Source organism: Ruegeria sp. BB10 (genome assembly GCF_056535725.1).
On record NZ_JBQFIW010000001.1, the window covers coordinates 2,185,694 to 2,201,505 of the forward strand.

Annotated in this window: 14 protein-coding genes; 4 read left to right on the plus strand and 10 right to left on the minus strand. The window is 52.3% G+C overall.

All coding sequences use genetic code 11. The features are described 5' to 3' along the window. Positions 1 to 18: 18 nt before the first annotated feature. Genes ACR3EP_RS11280 through ACR3EP_RS11290 form a run of 3 tightly spaced genes read right to left on the minus strand, consistent with a single transcriptional unit; the run spans position 19 to position 1,068 of the window. Positions 19 to 507, minus strand: a complete 489-nt coding sequence (locus ACR3EP_RS11280) for a catalase (RefSeq protein ID WP_480637856.1) — start codon at positions 505 to 507, stop codon at positions 19 to 21. Next, positions 440 to 802 carry a hypothetical protein gene (locus tag ACR3EP_RS11285; protein ID WP_480637857.1) on the minus strand — a complete coding sequence of 121 codons (363 nt, stop codon included), beginning with the start codon at positions 800 to 802 and terminating at the stop codon, positions 440 to 442. Before ACR3EP_RS11285 ends, ACR3EP_RS11280 begins: the two co-directional genes overlap by 68 nt. Further along, positions 799 to 1,068 carry a hypothetical protein gene (locus ACR3EP_RS11290; RefSeq protein ID WP_480637859.1) on the minus strand — a complete coding sequence of 90 codons (270 nt, stop codon included), beginning with the start codon at positions 1,066 to 1,068 and terminating at the stop codon, positions 799 to 801. The genes ACR3EP_RS11285 and ACR3EP_RS11290 overlap by 4 nt, the downstream gene beginning before the upstream one ends. Positions 1,069 to 1,165: 97 nt before the next feature. Between ACR3EP_RS11290 and ACR3EP_RS11295 the strand changes: the two genes are divergently transcribed. Next, positions 1,166 to 1,624, plus strand: a complete 459-nt coding sequence (locus ACR3EP_RS11295) for a MarR family winged helix-turn-helix transcriptional regulator (RefSeq protein WP_480637860.1) — start codon at positions 1,166 to 1,168, stop codon at positions 1,622 to 1,624. Between the two features lie 280 nt (positions 1,625 to 1,904). Next, the gene (locus ACR3EP_RS11300; RefSeq protein WP_480637861.1) at positions 1,905 to 2,831 is read left to right on the plus strand and encodes a DMT family transporter; all 927 of its coding nucleotides are present in this window, start codon (positions 1,905 to 1,907) and stop codon (positions 2,829 to 2,831) included. Between the two features lie 135 nt (positions 2,832 to 2,966). Here ACR3EP_RS11300 and ACR3EP_RS11305 read toward each other — a convergent pair whose 3' ends face one another. From ACR3EP_RS11305 to gntH (ACR3EP_RS11315), 3 genes are all read right to left on the minus strand, one after another. Then, positions 2,967 to 4,355 carry a HupE/UreJ family protein gene (locus tag ACR3EP_RS11305; protein WP_480637863.1) on the minus strand — a complete coding sequence of 463 codons (1,389 nt, stop codon included), beginning with the start codon at positions 4,353 to 4,355 and terminating at the stop codon, positions 2,967 to 2,969. Beyond that, positions 4,243 to 6,051 carry a hypothetical protein gene (locus ACR3EP_RS11310; protein WP_480637864.1) on the minus strand — a complete coding sequence of 603 codons (1,809 nt, stop codon included), beginning with the start codon at positions 6,049 to 6,051 and terminating at the stop codon, positions 4,243 to 4,245. Before ACR3EP_RS11310 ends, ACR3EP_RS11305 begins: the two co-directional genes overlap by 113 nt. Positions 6,052 to 6,204: 153 nt before the next feature. Beyond that, complete coding sequence (gene gntH / locus ACR3EP_RS11315) at positions 6,205 to 7,329, minus strand: guanitoxin biosynthesis MBL fold metallo-hydrolase GntH (RefSeq protein WP_480637866.1); 1,125 nt, start codon at positions 7,327 to 7,329, stop codon at positions 6,205 to 6,207. 195 nt (positions 7,330 to 7,524) lie between these two features. Here gntH (ACR3EP_RS11315) and ACR3EP_RS11320 point away from each other — a divergent pair, with 195 nt between their 5' ends. After that, entirely contained in the window at positions 7,525 to 8,079 is a 555-nt protein-coding gene (locus ACR3EP_RS11320) for a TetR/AcrR family transcriptional regulator (RefSeq protein WP_480637868.1), read from the plus strand. Positions 8,080 to 9,459: 1,380 nt separating this feature from the next. Here the strand turns inward: ACR3EP_RS11320 and ACR3EP_RS11325 are convergent. Genes ACR3EP_RS11325 through ACR3EP_RS11335 form a run of 3 tightly spaced genes read right to left on the minus strand, consistent with a single transcriptional unit; the run spans position 9,460 to position 12,165 of the window. Further along, positions 9,460 to 10,440, minus strand: a complete 981-nt coding sequence (locus tag ACR3EP_RS11325) for a CobW family GTP-binding protein (protein ID WP_170399540.1) — start codon at positions 10,438 to 10,440, stop codon at positions 9,460 to 9,462. A gap of 14 nt (positions 10,441 to 10,454) precedes the next feature. Beyond that, positions 10,455 to 11,921, minus strand: a complete 1,467-nt coding sequence (gene gntH / locus ACR3EP_RS11330; protein ID WP_425082620.1) for a guanitoxin biosynthesis MBL fold metallo-hydrolase GntH — start codon at positions 11,919 to 11,921, stop codon at positions 10,455 to 10,457. Between the two features lie 25 nt (positions 11,922 to 11,946). Next, the gene (locus tag ACR3EP_RS11335; RefSeq protein ID WP_170346907.1) at positions 11,947 to 12,165 is read right to left on the minus strand and encodes a hypothetical protein; all 219 of its coding nucleotides are present in this window, start codon (positions 12,163 to 12,165) and stop codon (positions 11,947 to 11,949) included. 99 nt (positions 12,166 to 12,264) lie between these two features. Here ACR3EP_RS11335 and ACR3EP_RS11340 point away from each other — a divergent pair, with 99 nt between their 5' ends. Beyond that, positions 12,265 to 13,599 carry a tetratricopeptide repeat protein gene (locus ACR3EP_RS11340; protein WP_170399537.1) on the plus strand — a complete coding sequence of 445 codons (1,335 nt, stop codon included), beginning with the start codon at positions 12,265 to 12,267 and terminating at the stop codon, positions 13,597 to 13,599. Between the two features lie 899 nt (positions 13,600 to 14,498). Here the strand turns inward: ACR3EP_RS11340 and xylA are convergent. Further along, positions 14,499 to 15,806, minus strand: a complete 1,308-nt coding sequence (xylA, locus tag ACR3EP_RS11345) for a xylose isomerase (protein WP_480637871.1) — start codon at positions 15,804 to 15,806, stop codon at positions 14,499 to 14,501. Positions 15,807 to 15,812: the final 6 nt, after the last annotated feature.

Here is a 15,812-nt window from a genome sequence, read left to right on the forward strand (position 1 = left end):
ACCCTCTTTGAGATGGCTTTATTGCCTATGCATTTTGCTCATTGAGAATTCGTATTTCCGGCAGCGCAAAGCATCACAGGAAATCGATTGATCCGCTGATTCAGTGGATTCGAAGTTATTATTTTCAGACAGCCGTTTTCCCACACCATGTGCGTAGATCAACGATCGTGCTTTCAACATGGGATCATTGGATGGCGCAAAGCCGTCGCTCAAGATCAGCGGGTCAAAGTTGATCTCGTCACACTGCCCGTCAGTCTCAGTCATCGCAGCATTCGCTGTGAAACGCGCAGCAACGATTTCTGTGTGATCGCCGGTCCACTGAACAGAGGGATCTTCGACATTGTCATCAGCGTTAGCCAGAACGATAACCATGTCCCAGGACACGCCCCCGTTGGCGATATTGGCCTGCATGTTTTCAATGAAGAAGTCGGGGTGAGTGTCAACAACGATATCCTCCTGCCCCGATGGGCGGAAATGAATCGCATCGCAGTTTCTTGACCCCGTCATTTACAAGGAGGAAAGAATTCACGCTGTAGTAGGTTGTACCCTCATGGGGTCGAAGCGATTTATCCAACGCGCCATGATACTCACTGTAGGTCTTCAATGAAGGATTGGCGGCTGCAAACGCCTTGGTTGCTTCCGCTCCAGCGGCCTTGGCACGCAGTAGTTCGATGAACGCTTCGCTCGTCGGCACCGGAAAGAAGTGTTCGGTGTTCATGGCAATCACGTGCAGGTCATCATCCGGCGTCGTGATCTCCATCGATAGCCCAAGTAGCCCGTATTTGTCGTCTGCTGGATTCACCTTACCACCTTGTGGGACACCCGAGCAATAACCGAAGATTCACTAGTGAACAAAGTGCTCTTGGAGTACGTTTCAATCGTCTCGTCTAAGGGTGTAAGCGTGCCCTCAACGCAAAATCCTTTGGTGTGATTGCGGCGTTTACCTTCAGTCACACCAAACAAGTCTTCGAAGGCAGCGAAACCCTTTTCAAAGTCAAAGTCACCTTCTGCGACGGCAGGTGCCGCCACCACAGAAATGCCAATAGCTATAATGCTGCGTCTGATCATTACATCCTCCATTTTCATTTATTCGCTAGCTAATATTTAGCTTCCTAATTATTTGCAAGTAAAAACTTCAGATGCTAAAAGGTGCCCGAGATCAAAAATGAAAGTCGCCATCGTGCCCAAGACGAAAAAGCCTGAGACCGACGAAGATGTTCGGCTAGACAATCAGTTGTGTTTTGCGGTCTACGCGGCCTCGCACAAGATAGAGCAGCTTTACCAGATACTTCTGAAGGCCCAGGGACTAACTTACACCCAGTATTTGGTCTTGATGGCATTGTCCGAAGAGGATGGTGTCTCCATTTCTACTTTGGCAAATCGGCTTGACGTATCCGGAGCGACAATGACGCCGTTGTTGCGGCGCCTTGAGGAAAAAGATCTGTTACGGCGTGAGACGCGGGACGGGAACGAGCGCCAGAAGATTGTCACTCTAACTGAAACAGGACGCAGCATCTGGATAAAAAGCTGCGGGATATCATCTGAAGTCTTTTCCCAAATTGGCCTTACTCAACATGAGGCAGACGACATCATCCGAATTTGCAAGAAGATCGCCAGCAAGTAATCCGTTATCGAAGTGCGAAAGACATCACAGATTTTCTCTAAAATTCTCCAAGTATTTATCCAGGACTTCCAAGCAAGCATTCGCTCTTTGCCATGTTCGCCACAAGACTGATCGCTAGATCTTTAAGCTCACAGAACGATTGCGGACCTGCGATGAGCCCTTACCAGACCTTGATCACACCTCGGTCTTTCGCTCATGCAGCAGGTCGCGAACGCGTACAAAGTTGCCGTTCATTTGTCTTGACGATGTCAACCGCGGCATAGCGTGTTAGTTGTCAGCAATGAACCAACTAACCTCAGCCAAGCGGAACGCCATACCCTATGCCCTTGCGGTCGTTGGTGTGCTTTTTGCATCCATCTGTTTTGGCCTTGTACCCTATTTTAGCCGTGGGCTCACCGATCAGGGTCTCGCTCCCTATGCGGTTGCCTTTTATCGGTACATCTTGGCAGCGGTTGTCCTTTTGCCCGCACTTGTAATGCATCACTCAAAGTGGCGAGAAATCGTCTGGGGTATGGTTGCGGGCGCAGTGATGGGTCTTGGCTGGGTCGGCTATGTTACTGCTCTTGAGACTGTTCCTGCATCGACGGTTGGCGTACTCTACATGACCTATCCGGTGTTTACGATTGCCATAGCATGGGCGCTTTTTGGTGATCAACCAACGCGGCGCAGCTTTGTTGCGGCTGGATTGATCGTCGCTGCTGCGATATTCGCAGGTTCTCCGGCATCTGTGCCACCGGACCAAATTCCAATCCTTCTCGTCTCATTAGCGGCACCTTTCGGTTTTGGCTTCGGCATATGTGTTCTCGTGCACCGCCTGTCACGTATTGCGCCTTTAGCCAGAATGGCGTCAGTCTCGCTTGGGTCGGTCATTGGCCTTGCCCCTCTCATTCTTTCATCCGAGGTCGGCGAAATTCTACCAGAAGGTGGGAACGACTGGGTTCTAGTTGTCGGGTTGGGCCTTGTGACGGCGCTAATTCCGCAACTGATTTACACGATCTGTTCGCCTATTATTGGGGCAGCGCGCACTGCTGTAGTCGGAAGTATTGAACTACCCACGATGTTTGCTGTTGGCGTTCTTGCATTCGGTGAAGTAATCACGGGTACACAGGCGCTGGCCTGCGCGCTGGTTTTGGGCGCGATAGCTCTCACTCAAAGTCGCTCAACTCGAACTGTGACGACCGTGATCAGCAAGGAGCCTGAGAGGTAGCTTTGGTCTCGTTGCCGACTTTCTCTATGGAGAGTTTGGACAAGCAGATTGAGCCCAAACCGGCCATCCCGAGGCTATCTGTCTCCTGCAGTCGCAGTCGGCAGGTCGCAGCCCAAAGCTGTCGTTCGTAACCGGCTAAATTGAAAGTAAGTCCAGAAAGTCTTTCCCACGTTCGAATGTCCACCAACTCGCAATTGCGCCGCAGCCGATTGCAATCGAAACTCTGAGCGTAAACTCAGGAGTTGGACCAAATTTTGAAATCGCGTTTAGAAGCGGCCACGTTACCAGAACGATTGCGACCTGACCAACTTCCACGCCGAAGTTGAATGCCAATAGGCTCTGCCAAATATTGGGCGACGTCACTTGCAGAATTTCATGCAGCACGAAACTAAAGCCCAGGCCGTGAAGTAGCCCCATCAGGACGGTCACCACGAAAACTTTTCTGTTGGCGCTTGGTCCCGAATCTTCTCGTTTTATGGCCAGAACAGCTGCATAGATGATTGAGAGCGCAATACCTGTTTCTACCAAAGGGACAAACCATGCACCGGATGGAACATAGCCAAAGAAGCCAAGCGAAAGTGTTACGCTGTGGCCAACTGTAAACCCGGTGACACGCCAGAGTAGCGCGCGCAGTTCAGGGGCGCCGATGACAAGGCAAACTACAAACAATACATGATCGATGCCTTCGAGAATGTGGCGCACGCCCTCCCAAATGAACGACACGATACCTGCGAAACTGGACCTTGAAACCTCGACCGGGTCTTCCATCAGGCCCCGCGTTCGAAAGATAAGTGGATCGCTGGAACCGTAATCGAGGATGAGGTTCGCGGTCATTTCCTGATCCGGCAAACCTGGGTCCAGAGCGTTTGACAGCGCATAGGTCGACGGGGCGGTTTTCAGGTCATACCGTATGATGACATCGACGATGACATCGCCAACAAATACGGGCAGATCAAGCGGCAGGGTTGATCCCTTATACACCGCCTGTTGGGCCTCGTTCAGCGTCGCAAATCCCGGTTCTTCGCCCACCCGATGGATTGCCACAGACTCCACGTTGCCCGTTGCGCGTTGACCTTGCACTTTGACAATTGTTCCGGCCTCAGCGATGCGACCAAGCCCGAGCGGGTCAGCATCCAGTTGAACGGGGTCGGCAAAATGCACGATATTGCCGTCCTCAAGGGCATTTGTCGTAAACGGAGCAGCGGACGGAAGGCCATCTGTTCCAATTGCTCCCGTTTTGTCCGCGACAAGGTAAGGCATGGGCAGTCGAAGATGGATACGCAACCCGTCGCTGGTGTGTTCAACGTGGAACACCCGAACGTTCAGGTTCAGTAGAAAATGCGCGTGGCTCGCAACCGCGAACACAATCAGGCAGGTCGTGACAAAAACCAACAAAGCTCTGCTTATCCGCTTAGACATCCGGTGCACGCGCCTCCAACACAGTGATTGCTCTAAGTTTCCAGCTACCTCGCTCAGGTCGGAACTCGACCCTTGCGCGGTATTCCACCCTTCGACGGTGATCATGACCCCAATGGCCCGCGCGCGCGTCGACCCGCCATTGCGCAACGCCTTCAAACGCTCCGTATCTATTCAATCCACCGTCTACTATGACGACATCCGTGACCTCAGCGATCTGCGCGAGGCCCCCACCGGGTACCCGGATCCCCAAGCTTGCTTCCAGTTCTGCAGACACCTCAACAAGGTCAACATTCAGAACGATTGGTGCTAGCGCTTCGCTGCGTTTTTCTGGCGACACTTCGAGGGCTGCAACATAGACGTTGGCTATGAGCTGGGAAAAAGCATCCGCAGCGACATGATCTGCAGCTTGATCATAAGTCGGGCTTATCAATGAGATGGATCGTGAATTCCAAAATACCAAAACGAGAAGAAAACAACCGATTGACAGCATGGCCAATCTGACCCGCAGGTGCTTCTGGGAAGTTAGTATGGCGATCAGGCCGACCAGAGCTGAAAGGCCAACGGTAAACATTGTCCACAGAGGCACAAACACAACACCTTGAGCCTTCACCCGAAAAACCTCAGGCTCGGCATATCGTTTCAGGTGATTTTCCCACGTGATCTTGGCATTCTCAGGCGTCGCCCAATCCAGGAACGGACCAGCAACATCCGTCAGCGTCACAGGAACTTCGTGGATCGTATCGCCGAACATGTCCCAGGTGACAGACGCCTCCTTTGGCAAAGTTGGAATAGGATAAGACGATATCACGCCGATGAACGTCGTATCAGCATTAAGCGTTGAGGGGCCATCAACAACCTGAAACCCGCGTTCCCCGAGCGTCAGGAACGAACCGCGCACGTTCGAAGGCATTACCTGCTCGCCCTCGATGGCGACTGGGTTCTTGGTTGCGAATTCGTTCAGTGCATCCGCAAGAATCTGTGACTGTAACGCAGGATCCAGATTTGATCCGGTACCCAGGGTTTGATCGATCCAGGGCGCAAGATCACGAGACCGGATCAGGACCTCGTGGCGGAGTTCGCGTGGAGCGACATACAAATAGGATGTCGTCCCGCTTTGGGCTGAACGGTTGAGGTTTGCGTTAGCAAATGCAGTAAACCAGGGGTCCGACCAGTTGATCGTAAATCGCGATTCTTTGCTGAGAAAACTGAACCGTGTGACCGGAACGGCGCGATCAAAGACCATGAAGCCAATCGATACCGCAGTGTTTTCGTCTTTGGCCAGCGGAGGGCGGATGATCAACTTCTCGGGTTTCAGGCCCTCAAAGTCATAGAATGCTCTAACGTAGATTACTTCAGGATCATTAGGAGGTGCTGGAATTTTGCTGCCGGTGATAGGATCGGTCATTCCGGCAAGAGGAGATGCGCGGTCGATCCTTTTGCGGCGCTCCGCAGTCAGGAATTGCAATGGCAACGGAGTTCCGTCGCCCCGAACTATCAAGAAATCTTCAAGGCCTTTGTCGGATGCAACGTCATATGTGACCAATTCCGGCTGTGGTTCCAACCATTCTCCAGATGACAGAGTCGCAGCGAAGGCCGTTAAGTCCCGAGGGTATATTTCCAGATCCAGGTGAATGCCTTCGTCTTCAATTCGTAAGACGGCTATGTTGTCAGCGACTTCCGCCCCGCTGTAAGGCGTCACATCTCCTTGCGCCCCAATCGGCAAAACCATTGCCGTCACAAGTGCCAGCAGGCATCTGACATTGCCCGGTGGTTTGCTTACTGTGTTCCGTGACAAGCTCATTGGCAGTGCTTTCGTTCCATCACTTGCCTGGGCAATGAGTTCCCCAGCTCTCGACACGCGTCTGTGACGCAGCCGTCATTCTCATGGGAAGACATTTGCCGTTTTGTCCCGCGCGACCTGTGATCTGGCCGCGCGGATGCAGCGAAGATGTCGTTATTGATCCGGCATCGGCGGCGGGGTGTATCCTTCCCACTTGCCAGCAGTCACCTTGTCAGATGGCTCTTTTTCCTTCGAGCGAGGCGCCTTGATGTATTCGTCGCCGACTGCCGGTGGCAGGGCATAGTCATCCACGCTGGCCTCCCGGACGACAATCTGATCCTTGGTGACATTGATTACCTGCAGATCGCGCGCAAGCGTCAGCGGCCCATCATACGTCGAACGAACGCCTTCCAAAATCGCCTGGTAGTTTTCTGGTGAAAGAACGGAATGGTATCCCAGTGCCATGCGAGGCTTGACCGCTGACATGACCTTGCCAAAAGCCGCAGGTTCGGTGTGGACGCGGGTGGCGACATAAGTTGCCTGCTTCATGTCCCAGCCAAAGTAGGGTGCCAACGCATCTGGCGGCAAAAACGCTTCGTGAGACGCTAAGTCTGCGTCATTGGCATACTCGACATACCATTTATTCGGGTAGGTATCTCCGCCAAAGACGTACTTTAGCCCGTTCCATTCAAGGGAATAACTGACCGAGCCATCGAGGCTGTGGATCGCCGGCCAGGAACGAATGGTGACATCGTTTTCTTGGTAAACGATCTCGTTCTCCTGCATGTAATCGAATTCGGTGACATCAAGTTTCGCACCCTCATCCGGCAAAGCACCGGTTCTGGTCGCAAGGTCCCAAGCATAAGCCTTCGACATACCGTCTACATATGCCTTGGTGCCCAGTTCTTCCTCGGATCCGGACGGGCCGAAAATACGAAGCGGGGTGTAGCGGCCAGAGAGCCAGCCTCCAACGTGAAGACCCATGAAGTCACCGACATGGTCTACATGCAGATGGCTGAAAAAGACTTTATCGATCTTTGAGAAATCTGGTCGCAATGAAAAAAGGTTGCCAGTAGATCCGGTGCCAACGTCGAAAAGAAAGGTATCTCCGTTGCCCAACTCGACTAGGAACGAAATGGACACGGCCGCTTTTGTTTGGTTTGGCATTCCCGTGCCCAATGCGGTGATCCGCATCTCGCTTTCACCGAGAATTTCAGTGTTTGGGAAATAGGACGCCGGATAGGTTCCGTCTTCGATTGCAGCAGCCGTTCGACCTTTTGGAAGCATATTCTGCGCCAACGCAGATCCACTGACCGCAAGCCCAAGCGCCAAAACTGCACTTGTCGTGGAAATGAGTAATCTATTCATAGTTCCCCCTCCCTTTAGACGTGGCTAAGCATGTCACAAAAGCGTGATTCTCAAGTCAACCATAGACATCTCTACGGTAGTACCATAGACTTCTCTATGTCAATAGAGGCCTCTATGGAAAGCGGAATGGCAGTAATCGAAAAAAAGGAAAAAGCGTCGCGCGAGGATTGGTTGCTTGCGACGCTGGACGTTTTGAGAGAGCGCGGAATAGAAGGCGTAAAGGTCGTCGCTATTGCGCGTAGGTTGGGATTGACGAGCGGAAGTTTCTATTGGCACTTCAGGAATTTAAAAGATTTACTCGACGCCGTTTTAACCTATTGGGAAGAAGCTTTGACCGGGCACATCATTGAGGATGCAATAAAGTTTGAAGGTCCCGCGAAAGAGCGGATCAGGCTCTTGATGCAACAGGTCATTCGCGAAGACGCTTCCAGACCAGACGGGGCCATTGCGGTCTGGGCGAAGTCTGATGCGGACGCTGCATTGAGCTATAAGCGTGCTATGGACCGGCGGTTTGAGTTTTCAGCCTGGTTGTTCGAACAGGCCGGTTTCGGGCCTCAAGACGCTGAAATTCGCGGTCGTATGATGGTAATGACGCTGATGGGTGAAACAACCAACGGGTTAAAGAATTCTGAAGGTTGGGAAGGTATTCTCGACCGACACTGGCGCGTTTTGGTAGCGTAGTCTTCTTAGTAGGTTCCAATAGCCACCTCGTTTGCAAATCCGATTTCAAACTGATCGGTTCATTTGGGCTATTGGAGCATTTACCCCGTCGTTGGTCTCGAAAGCTACTGCCGCCCAGGATTCACCGGTTTTGGATGATAACGAGCTCGCAGCCGACGGGTCTGATAGTTCGGTTGAGAGTGGACCACTCAACTTTGCAAAGTCCGCTTCCTGCGCATTGCCGGCCTTGATGCACGGTGCAGCAATTTGCACTTTGGGCTCGTTGCCGCCTTTCGCTACATTTTACATCAATGACCGGTCGCAGCCCAAACCGGACCTTCATTACGAGCTCTACATCCTCCGAGATGCGGAGCAAACCGCCGTTTGCTTTCATCAGCGCAATGCCTGCATCCGGTAAGCGGTATTCTCTCAGGAAAGGCTAAACTACTTGGGAAACAGCAAGGTAGCTACAAATCTCATGCCCCAACCGTCGGGCCCACTATCGGGGCCGTCGGCCCAGTAGCGTACTCCCCGCCTACGCTGATAAGTTGATCCCCGAGTTGGGTACTTTGGTGACAACACCGTTGATTGGCACAGACCATTGATCGGTTTCCCAGCTGTAGGTGGACTCAGTGTTTAAAGTGAACGTCCATGCGTTCGAATTTGTGTAGGAAATAAATGGCTGTAAGAACGTCTGGTTAATGTCGGTATCACCATCAATGTCCCAGATGTGATTTGTCAGGCCACCATATGTCCACTGACCCTGCTGTTTGAGTGCCACGCCGGTAACTCCAGCACCCCACTCTCCGAGCCCTAAGCTGTTATCTGTCGACGTTGGCAGCAGAAAACGGGGCCAGCCCCCAGATCCAACCGCCCGCACTTGGTTTTGGGCGAAAGGAATAAGCTTTGAACAGTATCTCCTAGCCCAGTCTCGGATCCAGAATCCGGCAGGCCACCATCTATGGAGGCAATTGGAAGAATTGTTCGGGATATGAGGTTCCAATCATCCGTAAGATCAAAGGGAACAACCGGTTGTACGTTTAATATCCAATGCGAACCATTTCTGTCGGCACCCAAATTCTGATCATAATTCAGCTGGAATGGTACACTAATGAGAGCGGCCACGGGGTTAGCAAGTTGCTTTGCTAGTTCTTCTTCCCGGGACTCTGCCCACGCAGTACCAGAAAGGGCACCAATCCCGGCAAGTATGGAGCAGCGTAGCAACCTGAGGTTCATAGGCGGTCTCCTCTTAGCTGGCCGTTTTCTCATGGGTGGCTTGCACTTGAGATCGCCAGGTTGGCAATGACGTCAATGGCCCACTCACAGTCCGCCGCCGCCGAACTGGATGACATTATCCAGCACGGTTGGCTTATAGCCAAAATACTTGATCGAACATGGCTTTCAGACTGTCTCCATAAGCGTATCCGAAAGCACATCCTCGGAGAGGGCCCCCGGTGCGCCTATGGCGACAAGCCTTGTTTCGGGTTTGCGGTCACCCCATGTTCCATCCCGTGCGATGTCCATACGTTTTCCAACGACCTGAACAAGAATGCGATGATCCGGATCCTCTTCACTGAAGACAAAACCCTTGAGACGATAGACATCACCGGGAAGCTTCCGAATAGCGCTGCGGAGAGAGGATAGGCTTATGGGGTGTTCAGCTTTCATCATAGTTGTTGAGAAGCTGTCCGAGTGATCAGAGTGGTGGCAACCACAATCCGGTCCATGTTCATGATGATCGGGTATTTCTGTTTGTAGCTGTTCGGCGGCAAAGCGACCGACTGAAAGAAGTATATCCAGTGGGACGTCCGCATTGACAGCTTCGACCAAACGATAGCGACGGAAGCGAGACCCGAGCCAATCGTGCACCCTTTGAACAGCGGCCCTGTCGACGAGGTCGACCTTGTTCAAAATAACCATGTCCGAGAACGCAATTTGACGGAGCTTCAACTCCATTTGTTCAGGCGCGGCAAATAACTGTTCCGCATCGACCAGACACATAAGGCTGTCCAAGCGGATCATGTCCCGAAACTTCTGATCGGTAAATGTCATTGCAATTGATGACGGATCCGACACTCCACTTGCTTCAAGGACGATGTATTCCGGTTTCTCGGGCCGGGCGAGAACGGCTTCCACCGTTTCGATCAAGTCATCTCGTATCGAGCAACAAACGCACCCATTCGCGAGGCTCATGACGTCATCTTCGAGGCCGACCACCAAGTCTGCATCGACATTGATAGATCCAAAGTCATTTACCAGAACCGCAACCCGCAACCCGTGATTGCCTGTCAGTATGCGGTTTAGAAGCGTTGTTTTACCGGCTCCTAGAAAGCCAGTAAGGATCGTCACAGGGATCGCAGAAGTCGAACCAAATTCAATCATTGTTCGATCTCCTCTCAGTCTTCATCACGCGAGCCGATTACATCCGAAACTTTGATGGTAAAGTCCTGCGGCCAGTCCCCGCCGGGTGCTCGGAAAACGTCAGTTGGGTAGTATTCGCGTGGATCGATCTCCATATCACGGTACTTCTGGTCTTGCTGATCTGCTCGGGTGAGCCTCGGATTCGGTAATGTGATTTCATCCGGAAGCTCAATACGCCCGGCCTCGGCTGCCGCAGCCAGTTCACGAAATGGTGGCACAGTACCGGATTTTCCGGGCAGTGCAGCTTTCCTGTACCAAATTGCATCCTTGGTCACGTTCACAACGGCTACATCGAGACCCCATTGGAACAGACCGTCGTAGTGGGCGCGAATACCAGCCAGCATTTCAGCGTCGATGTCTTCGTCCTGGGTATAGTGTGTCACCATTCCCAAACGCGGCCTTGTGTCAGCAAAGAGCTTACCCACGGCATAGTGGGAGGTGTGATGCGTATCGATAGTGTAATTAAAGAGATCCTGTGGGATACCGTATTTGTAGGTCATCAACTGACCAATATCCTGTCCCGACATTTCGGTTACAAAGACATCAACACCTTCGCCATATTTCCGTGAAAGCTCATCCGGGCGTCCATCGCCGGTCCATACAAAGCTCAGACCGTTCCAATCGAGCCGATAACCAACTGCGCCGTCCTTGGCATGACTGCGCGGCCAGGACCGAACAGTCACACCGTCTTGGTCATAAACGATGCCACCTTCTTGGCGGAAATCGAACTCGTTGACCTCGATCTCATAGCCGTCACCAATTGGGAACACGTCGAAAGCTTCAAGATGCCATTTGAGCATCTGTTGCATACCTTTAACCATTCCGGCTGTGCCGAGTTCGGGCGTCCGACCAGAGGGACCATGGATGCGCAATGGTGTATACCCTCCAGACCAGGCCCGGAACGGATAGATATAAGGAATGTCGGCGTAGTGGTCGACATGCAAATGGGAGATGAAGATATCGTTGATCAGTTGCCCCGGCACTTGCATGGCAATGATGTTGCGGACACAACCGGATCCAAAGTCAAAGAAGAACCGTTTTCCATTCCCCAGCTCCACCATGATGCAAGTACCCGCCTGATCTTCACGCGGCGGATATGGTGTTGAGCCACAGAATGAGATGCGCATCTCATCTGGCCCCAACTCCTCACTAAGTGGAAAATAGTTCGCATTTGAACCAGTCATGTACTTCGTCGGACGGAAGTACTCCGGCAACGAGATGCCGCCTGCGGGCCGACCACCGTATGGGTTCTTGAGTGTTTCTCCCAAGGGGCCGTCTCCTTGGTGAGCCTCAGCACTCCCTGCCGCTAACCCAGCCGCCCCTGTCGCAGCCGCTCCTGTGGCCAAGCCCTTAAGAACACTCCGTCGCGACGGGTCTTCAATTTGATCTGACGCCTGAACCTGTTTGTCGTTTTGGTCTTTTCTATTGTCTTCCTTGGTCATGGATTGGTCCTCAGTTGGAAGTATCTCAAAGGTTGCGCTTCAACATCCGGCGAAGCTCGTTGATGAGTTCAGATTTGATGTGGGCCCATTCGGCGCGCTCTGAGGCCGAGATCGATGCGTCTTTCGAAAACGCAGATGCTTTCTTCAGGTCTTCGATGACTTCGCCGAGTAGCGCATCCGTTCCGATACGCCCCGAAAGCACATCAGAAAGTTCTGGAATTTCTTCAATCAGGTCGACCGTCACTGGAAAAGTCCCGACACCCACTATCTATTCTCAAATCAAGATGAGTGCGGTTGACCGCAAAGGCCAAGTGAGTCACCGTGAGTTGGGGGTGAGTTGACATTGAACAAATCCAACGATTTAACAATAAATCAACATGTTGGACAGCCTTCTCCGGAACTCATCCGGGAAGCTCTGAGTCGAATCGTATCAAGCGACGGGTTTCAAGCTTCACCACGACTCACGCAATTTCTCACCTATATAGTCGAGGAATCTCTATCTGGTCGAAGCACTCAGATTAGAGGCAAAGCTATCGCTGTTGAGGTCTATGGGCGGCGCATAGATGGTACTGGTGGTCAAAACCTGGTTCGCGTTGAGGCAAGGCGGCTGCGTCGTCTTTTGCATCAGTTCTACGAAGATCACTGGGACGGCAATGGAGTTCGCATTTTTGTTGACCCCGGCGGATACAAGCCGCGGTTTTCATTCGAACCTGCAATCGAAGACCGCACATCAAGTGAACTGAAGAGCGACAATCCAGTTGGCCGTTGGCGTTCGCGGCAACTGCTGCATGCAGGACTGGGTGTTCTTGCATTGGTCGCTGTGCTTGGCATCTGGATGAGCCAGGATAGCAGGGAGGTTGTGCCAACAACTCGATCCATCGAACAAGCAGAACGTGTGGCGCTTGGTGAACAATCATTGACACGACTCCAGGCGGTCAACCTTGCGGATCAAGCCCGCGGCATGTTTTTCCCCGTTTTTGATGTCAAGCGTCAGCAAATAGCGCTGGGAATGTTCCAGCACGCTAGGGAACTCGACCCGGCTCTGTCCGACGGCTATGCCGGATCAGCGCAGGTCTTGGCGATCCTGGCAGTGTTGTCGCCGGATGAAGCACAAAGGGATGATCTCTTCAATCAAGCCTCGGAAATGTCTGGAAAAGCGCTTGAATTGTCCCCCTCTGATGCGTGGGCAAACGGCGCAAATGGTTGGGTGCTGGCTGTCAAAAACCAGCCAAACGAGGCATTGAAATACGCTAGAATGTCCGTCGAACTGGCGCCGAAGGATGGCCATATTCTCGACGTTGCAGGTATGACCGCCATCTTGGCTAACGCCCCGGAACTTGCTGCCGAGGTTAGCAACCCGGAGAGACCCAAATCAGGATCTGGTAGGTTTGGTGCGAGAAACATCTGGGGCGTTTCACAACTAATGCTCGGGAACTACGAAAGTGTTGTTGAAGCCTTTCAGGGAGCGCCAGCTGCCGGAGCGCCAGTCAGTGCGCCTTCGCTCTTATTCCAAGCCGTTGCGTATGATCAGTTGGGAAATTCAGAAGAAGCACGACGGCTCGTCGCTGAAATGCGCAGGACATGGCCTGAGTTTCCGTCCGAGTTTCTCGCCGGCAGGATTTTCCACAACGACGTCAATACGCGGAACATAATACTGGAGACGCTGAGTAGATACTGACGAAACGTATCGCGCCTATTGCCTAGAAACGAGCGTCAAAATCAATTCATATAATTCCGCTTTGAAATCACACGGCGTTGATAAAATCGGTGATTGAGCCGGACCACGCCGTCTGTCGATTGAGGATGGGCTTTGCAGATTTGCAAAGTCTGCTTATGCTATATAGCCGCCGCTCGTGAGGTGCAGTGCTGCTGCCGCGGCGAACGGCAGCTTGGTGGCCACTATTACTTTTTAAAGTTTGACAAAAGGGTTCAATCGCAAATGGCCGCGGGCCCTCCATCCCATCAATTTCCTTTCGTGGGCCAGCGGGATTTGGACAAACCAAACGCCCTTTGCCGTCTGGGTGAGGGCGCGACCCTCCCTCGGGCAACCCTATTAGACAAGACCTCGTCCTCGGCTGCGCCTGCGGGCCGCACCACCCCTGTCGAATAGCGTTGCCTCGCCCCTCCCGCGTTCGCCACGTGGCAGATTAGCAGGAACAGGCAGCTTCGCTGTCTGACCTGCAAATCAGCTCTGGTTTTCCGAAAGGGAAGTCAGATCAAATTCAACTGATGTCCAACTTTGGGGGCGCCTTCTGATGTCGAACGTTCATCCCGTTTCTGGTCCAACTATGACGGTTGGGTCAGGTTCGTGTGACGTTCAACTGGAAATGTGGAACGCCACTGATAATTGACTCAATCGACGGTCAAAACTTCAATAAATCGGTCATTTACGTCACTCATTTGCGACCCAAACGTCAAGCATTTGTGACCCAAAACGAATTGAGGCCATTCGACCATAATAAGGAGGGGTTTTGTCTAAATGGACGGGTTATGAACAAAACCTCCATTCGTGCCCTCAGCACCAAAGACGGCTTGGCATGACTTTTGACAGCAGTGGAAAACACCCAAGTTTGGCAGTTAGACAAATCTGTTCACATAATTCTCTAGTATTTCCTGGCGTCCAGATTGCGGCTCTGGGTTTATTCCTTCATTTAAGACGCGAGCGGAAATATCATCCAGACTACTGCCTAACATGGCCTCCGCTTTGGGAGACTTCCAACCGGAGTAGCGTTGCGAAAGCGCGTTTTCCAAACCTCCATCTTCAATCATTGCAGCCGCTGCTTTCAAACCACGTGCGCATATATCCATTCCGCCGATATGAGCCGCCGCCAGATCGACAGCGTCAATCGATTGCCGGCGAATTTTGGCGTCGAAATTTGTTCCGCCGGTGGTAAAACCACCAGCTTTTAGGATGTAATAGTAAGCTAGGGCAACTTCCGGTGTATTGTTCGGGAATTGGTCTGTATCCCATCCGGATTGGTAGTCGTTGCGGTTCATATCAATCGAACCCAGCATCCCTTCAGCAGCCGCAACCGCAATTTCATGCTCAAAGCTATGCCCGGCAAGGACCGCGTGGCCCTGCTCGAGATTTAGTTTCACTTCGTTCTCCAACCCATACTTCCTGAGAAAACCGATGCAAGTAGCTGCGTCATAGTCGTACTGGTGCTTGGAAGGCTCCTGAGGTTTCGGCTCCACAAGAATGGTGCCTTTGAACCCGATCTTATGTTTGTACTCTACGACCATGTTCAGAAAACGGCCCATGTGGTCCAATTCGGTTTTCAGGTCTGTGTTCAGAAGGGTTTCGTAGCCCTCACGACCACCCCACAGAACATAGTTTTCACCGCCTAGTTTGTGAGTTGCATCCATACAGGATTTCACTGTCGCTGCAGCGAACGCAAAAACGTCGGGATCAGGATTGGTACTGGCGCCAGACATCCAGCGACGATGACTGAACATATTGGCCGTACCCCAAAGCAGTTTGGTGCCAGAAACTTGCATCTTTTCACCGATATAATCGGTGATTTCTTCCAATGTGCGCAGGTTATCGGCAAAATTTCCCTGTTCAGGCCGGATATCAGCGTCGTGCCAGCAAAAGAATGGCTGCCCCAAAAGCTCAAACAATTCGAATGCAATATCTGCCTTCTGGCGGGCCCGGTCCATATCGTCCTGAGGATACCATGGGCGTTCGAACGTAGGTTCACCAAAGGGGTCTCCACCCTCCCACGCGAATGAATGCCACCAGGCCACCGCAAACCGCAGATGGTCCTCCATACGCTTGCCCATGATGATTTCATCCGGGTCGTAGTGACGAAAGGCCAACGGGTTCTTGCTGTCCACGCCTTCAAACTGGACCTTCTCGATCCCTTCAAAAAATCCACTTGGCATTTCTGC

What these genes read in the sequence shown, in the direction of transcription:
- ACR3EP_RS11280 (WP_480637856.1), bottom strand. Translation starts at nt 507, where the DNA reads ATGACGGGGTCAAGAAACTGCGATGCGATTCATTTCCGCCCATCGGGG.
- ACR3EP_RS11290 (WP_480637859.1), bottom strand. Translation starts at nt 1,068, where the DNA reads ATGATCAGACGCAGCATTATAGCTATTGGCATTTCTGTGGTGGCGGCA.
- ACR3EP_RS11295 (WP_480637860.1), top strand. Translation starts at nt 1,166, where the DNA reads ATGAAAGTCGCCATCGTGCCCAAGACGAAAAAGCCTGAGACCGACGAA.
- ACR3EP_RS11300 (WP_480637861.1), top strand. Translation starts at nt 1,905, where the DNA reads ATGAACCAACTAACCTCAGCCAAGCGGAACGCCATACCCTATGCCCTT.
- ACR3EP_RS11305 (WP_480637863.1), bottom strand. Translation starts at nt 4,355, where the DNA reads ATGATCACCGTCGAAGGGTGGAATACCGCGCAAGGGTCGAGTTCCGAC.
- ACR3EP_RS11310 (WP_480637864.1), bottom strand. Translation starts at nt 6,051, where the DNA reads ATGAGCTTGTCACGGAACACAGTAAGCAAACCACCGGGCAATGTCAGA.
- ACR3EP_RS11320 (WP_480637868.1), top strand. Translation starts at nt 7,525, where the DNA reads ATGGCAGTAATCGAAAAAAAGGAAAAAGCGTCGCGCGAGGATTGGTTG.
- ACR3EP_RS11325 (WP_170399540.1), bottom strand. Translation starts at nt 10,440, where the DNA reads ATGATTGAATTTGGTTCGACTTCTGCGATCCCTGTGACGATCCTTACT.
- gntH (WP_425082620.1), bottom strand. Translation starts at nt 11,921, where the DNA reads ATGACCAAGGAAGACAATAGAAAAGACCAAAACGACAAACAGGTTCAG.
- xylA (WP_480637871.1), bottom strand. Translation starts at nt 15,806, where the DNA reads ATGCCAAGTGGATTTTTTGAAGGGATCGAGAAGGTCCAGTTTGAAGGC.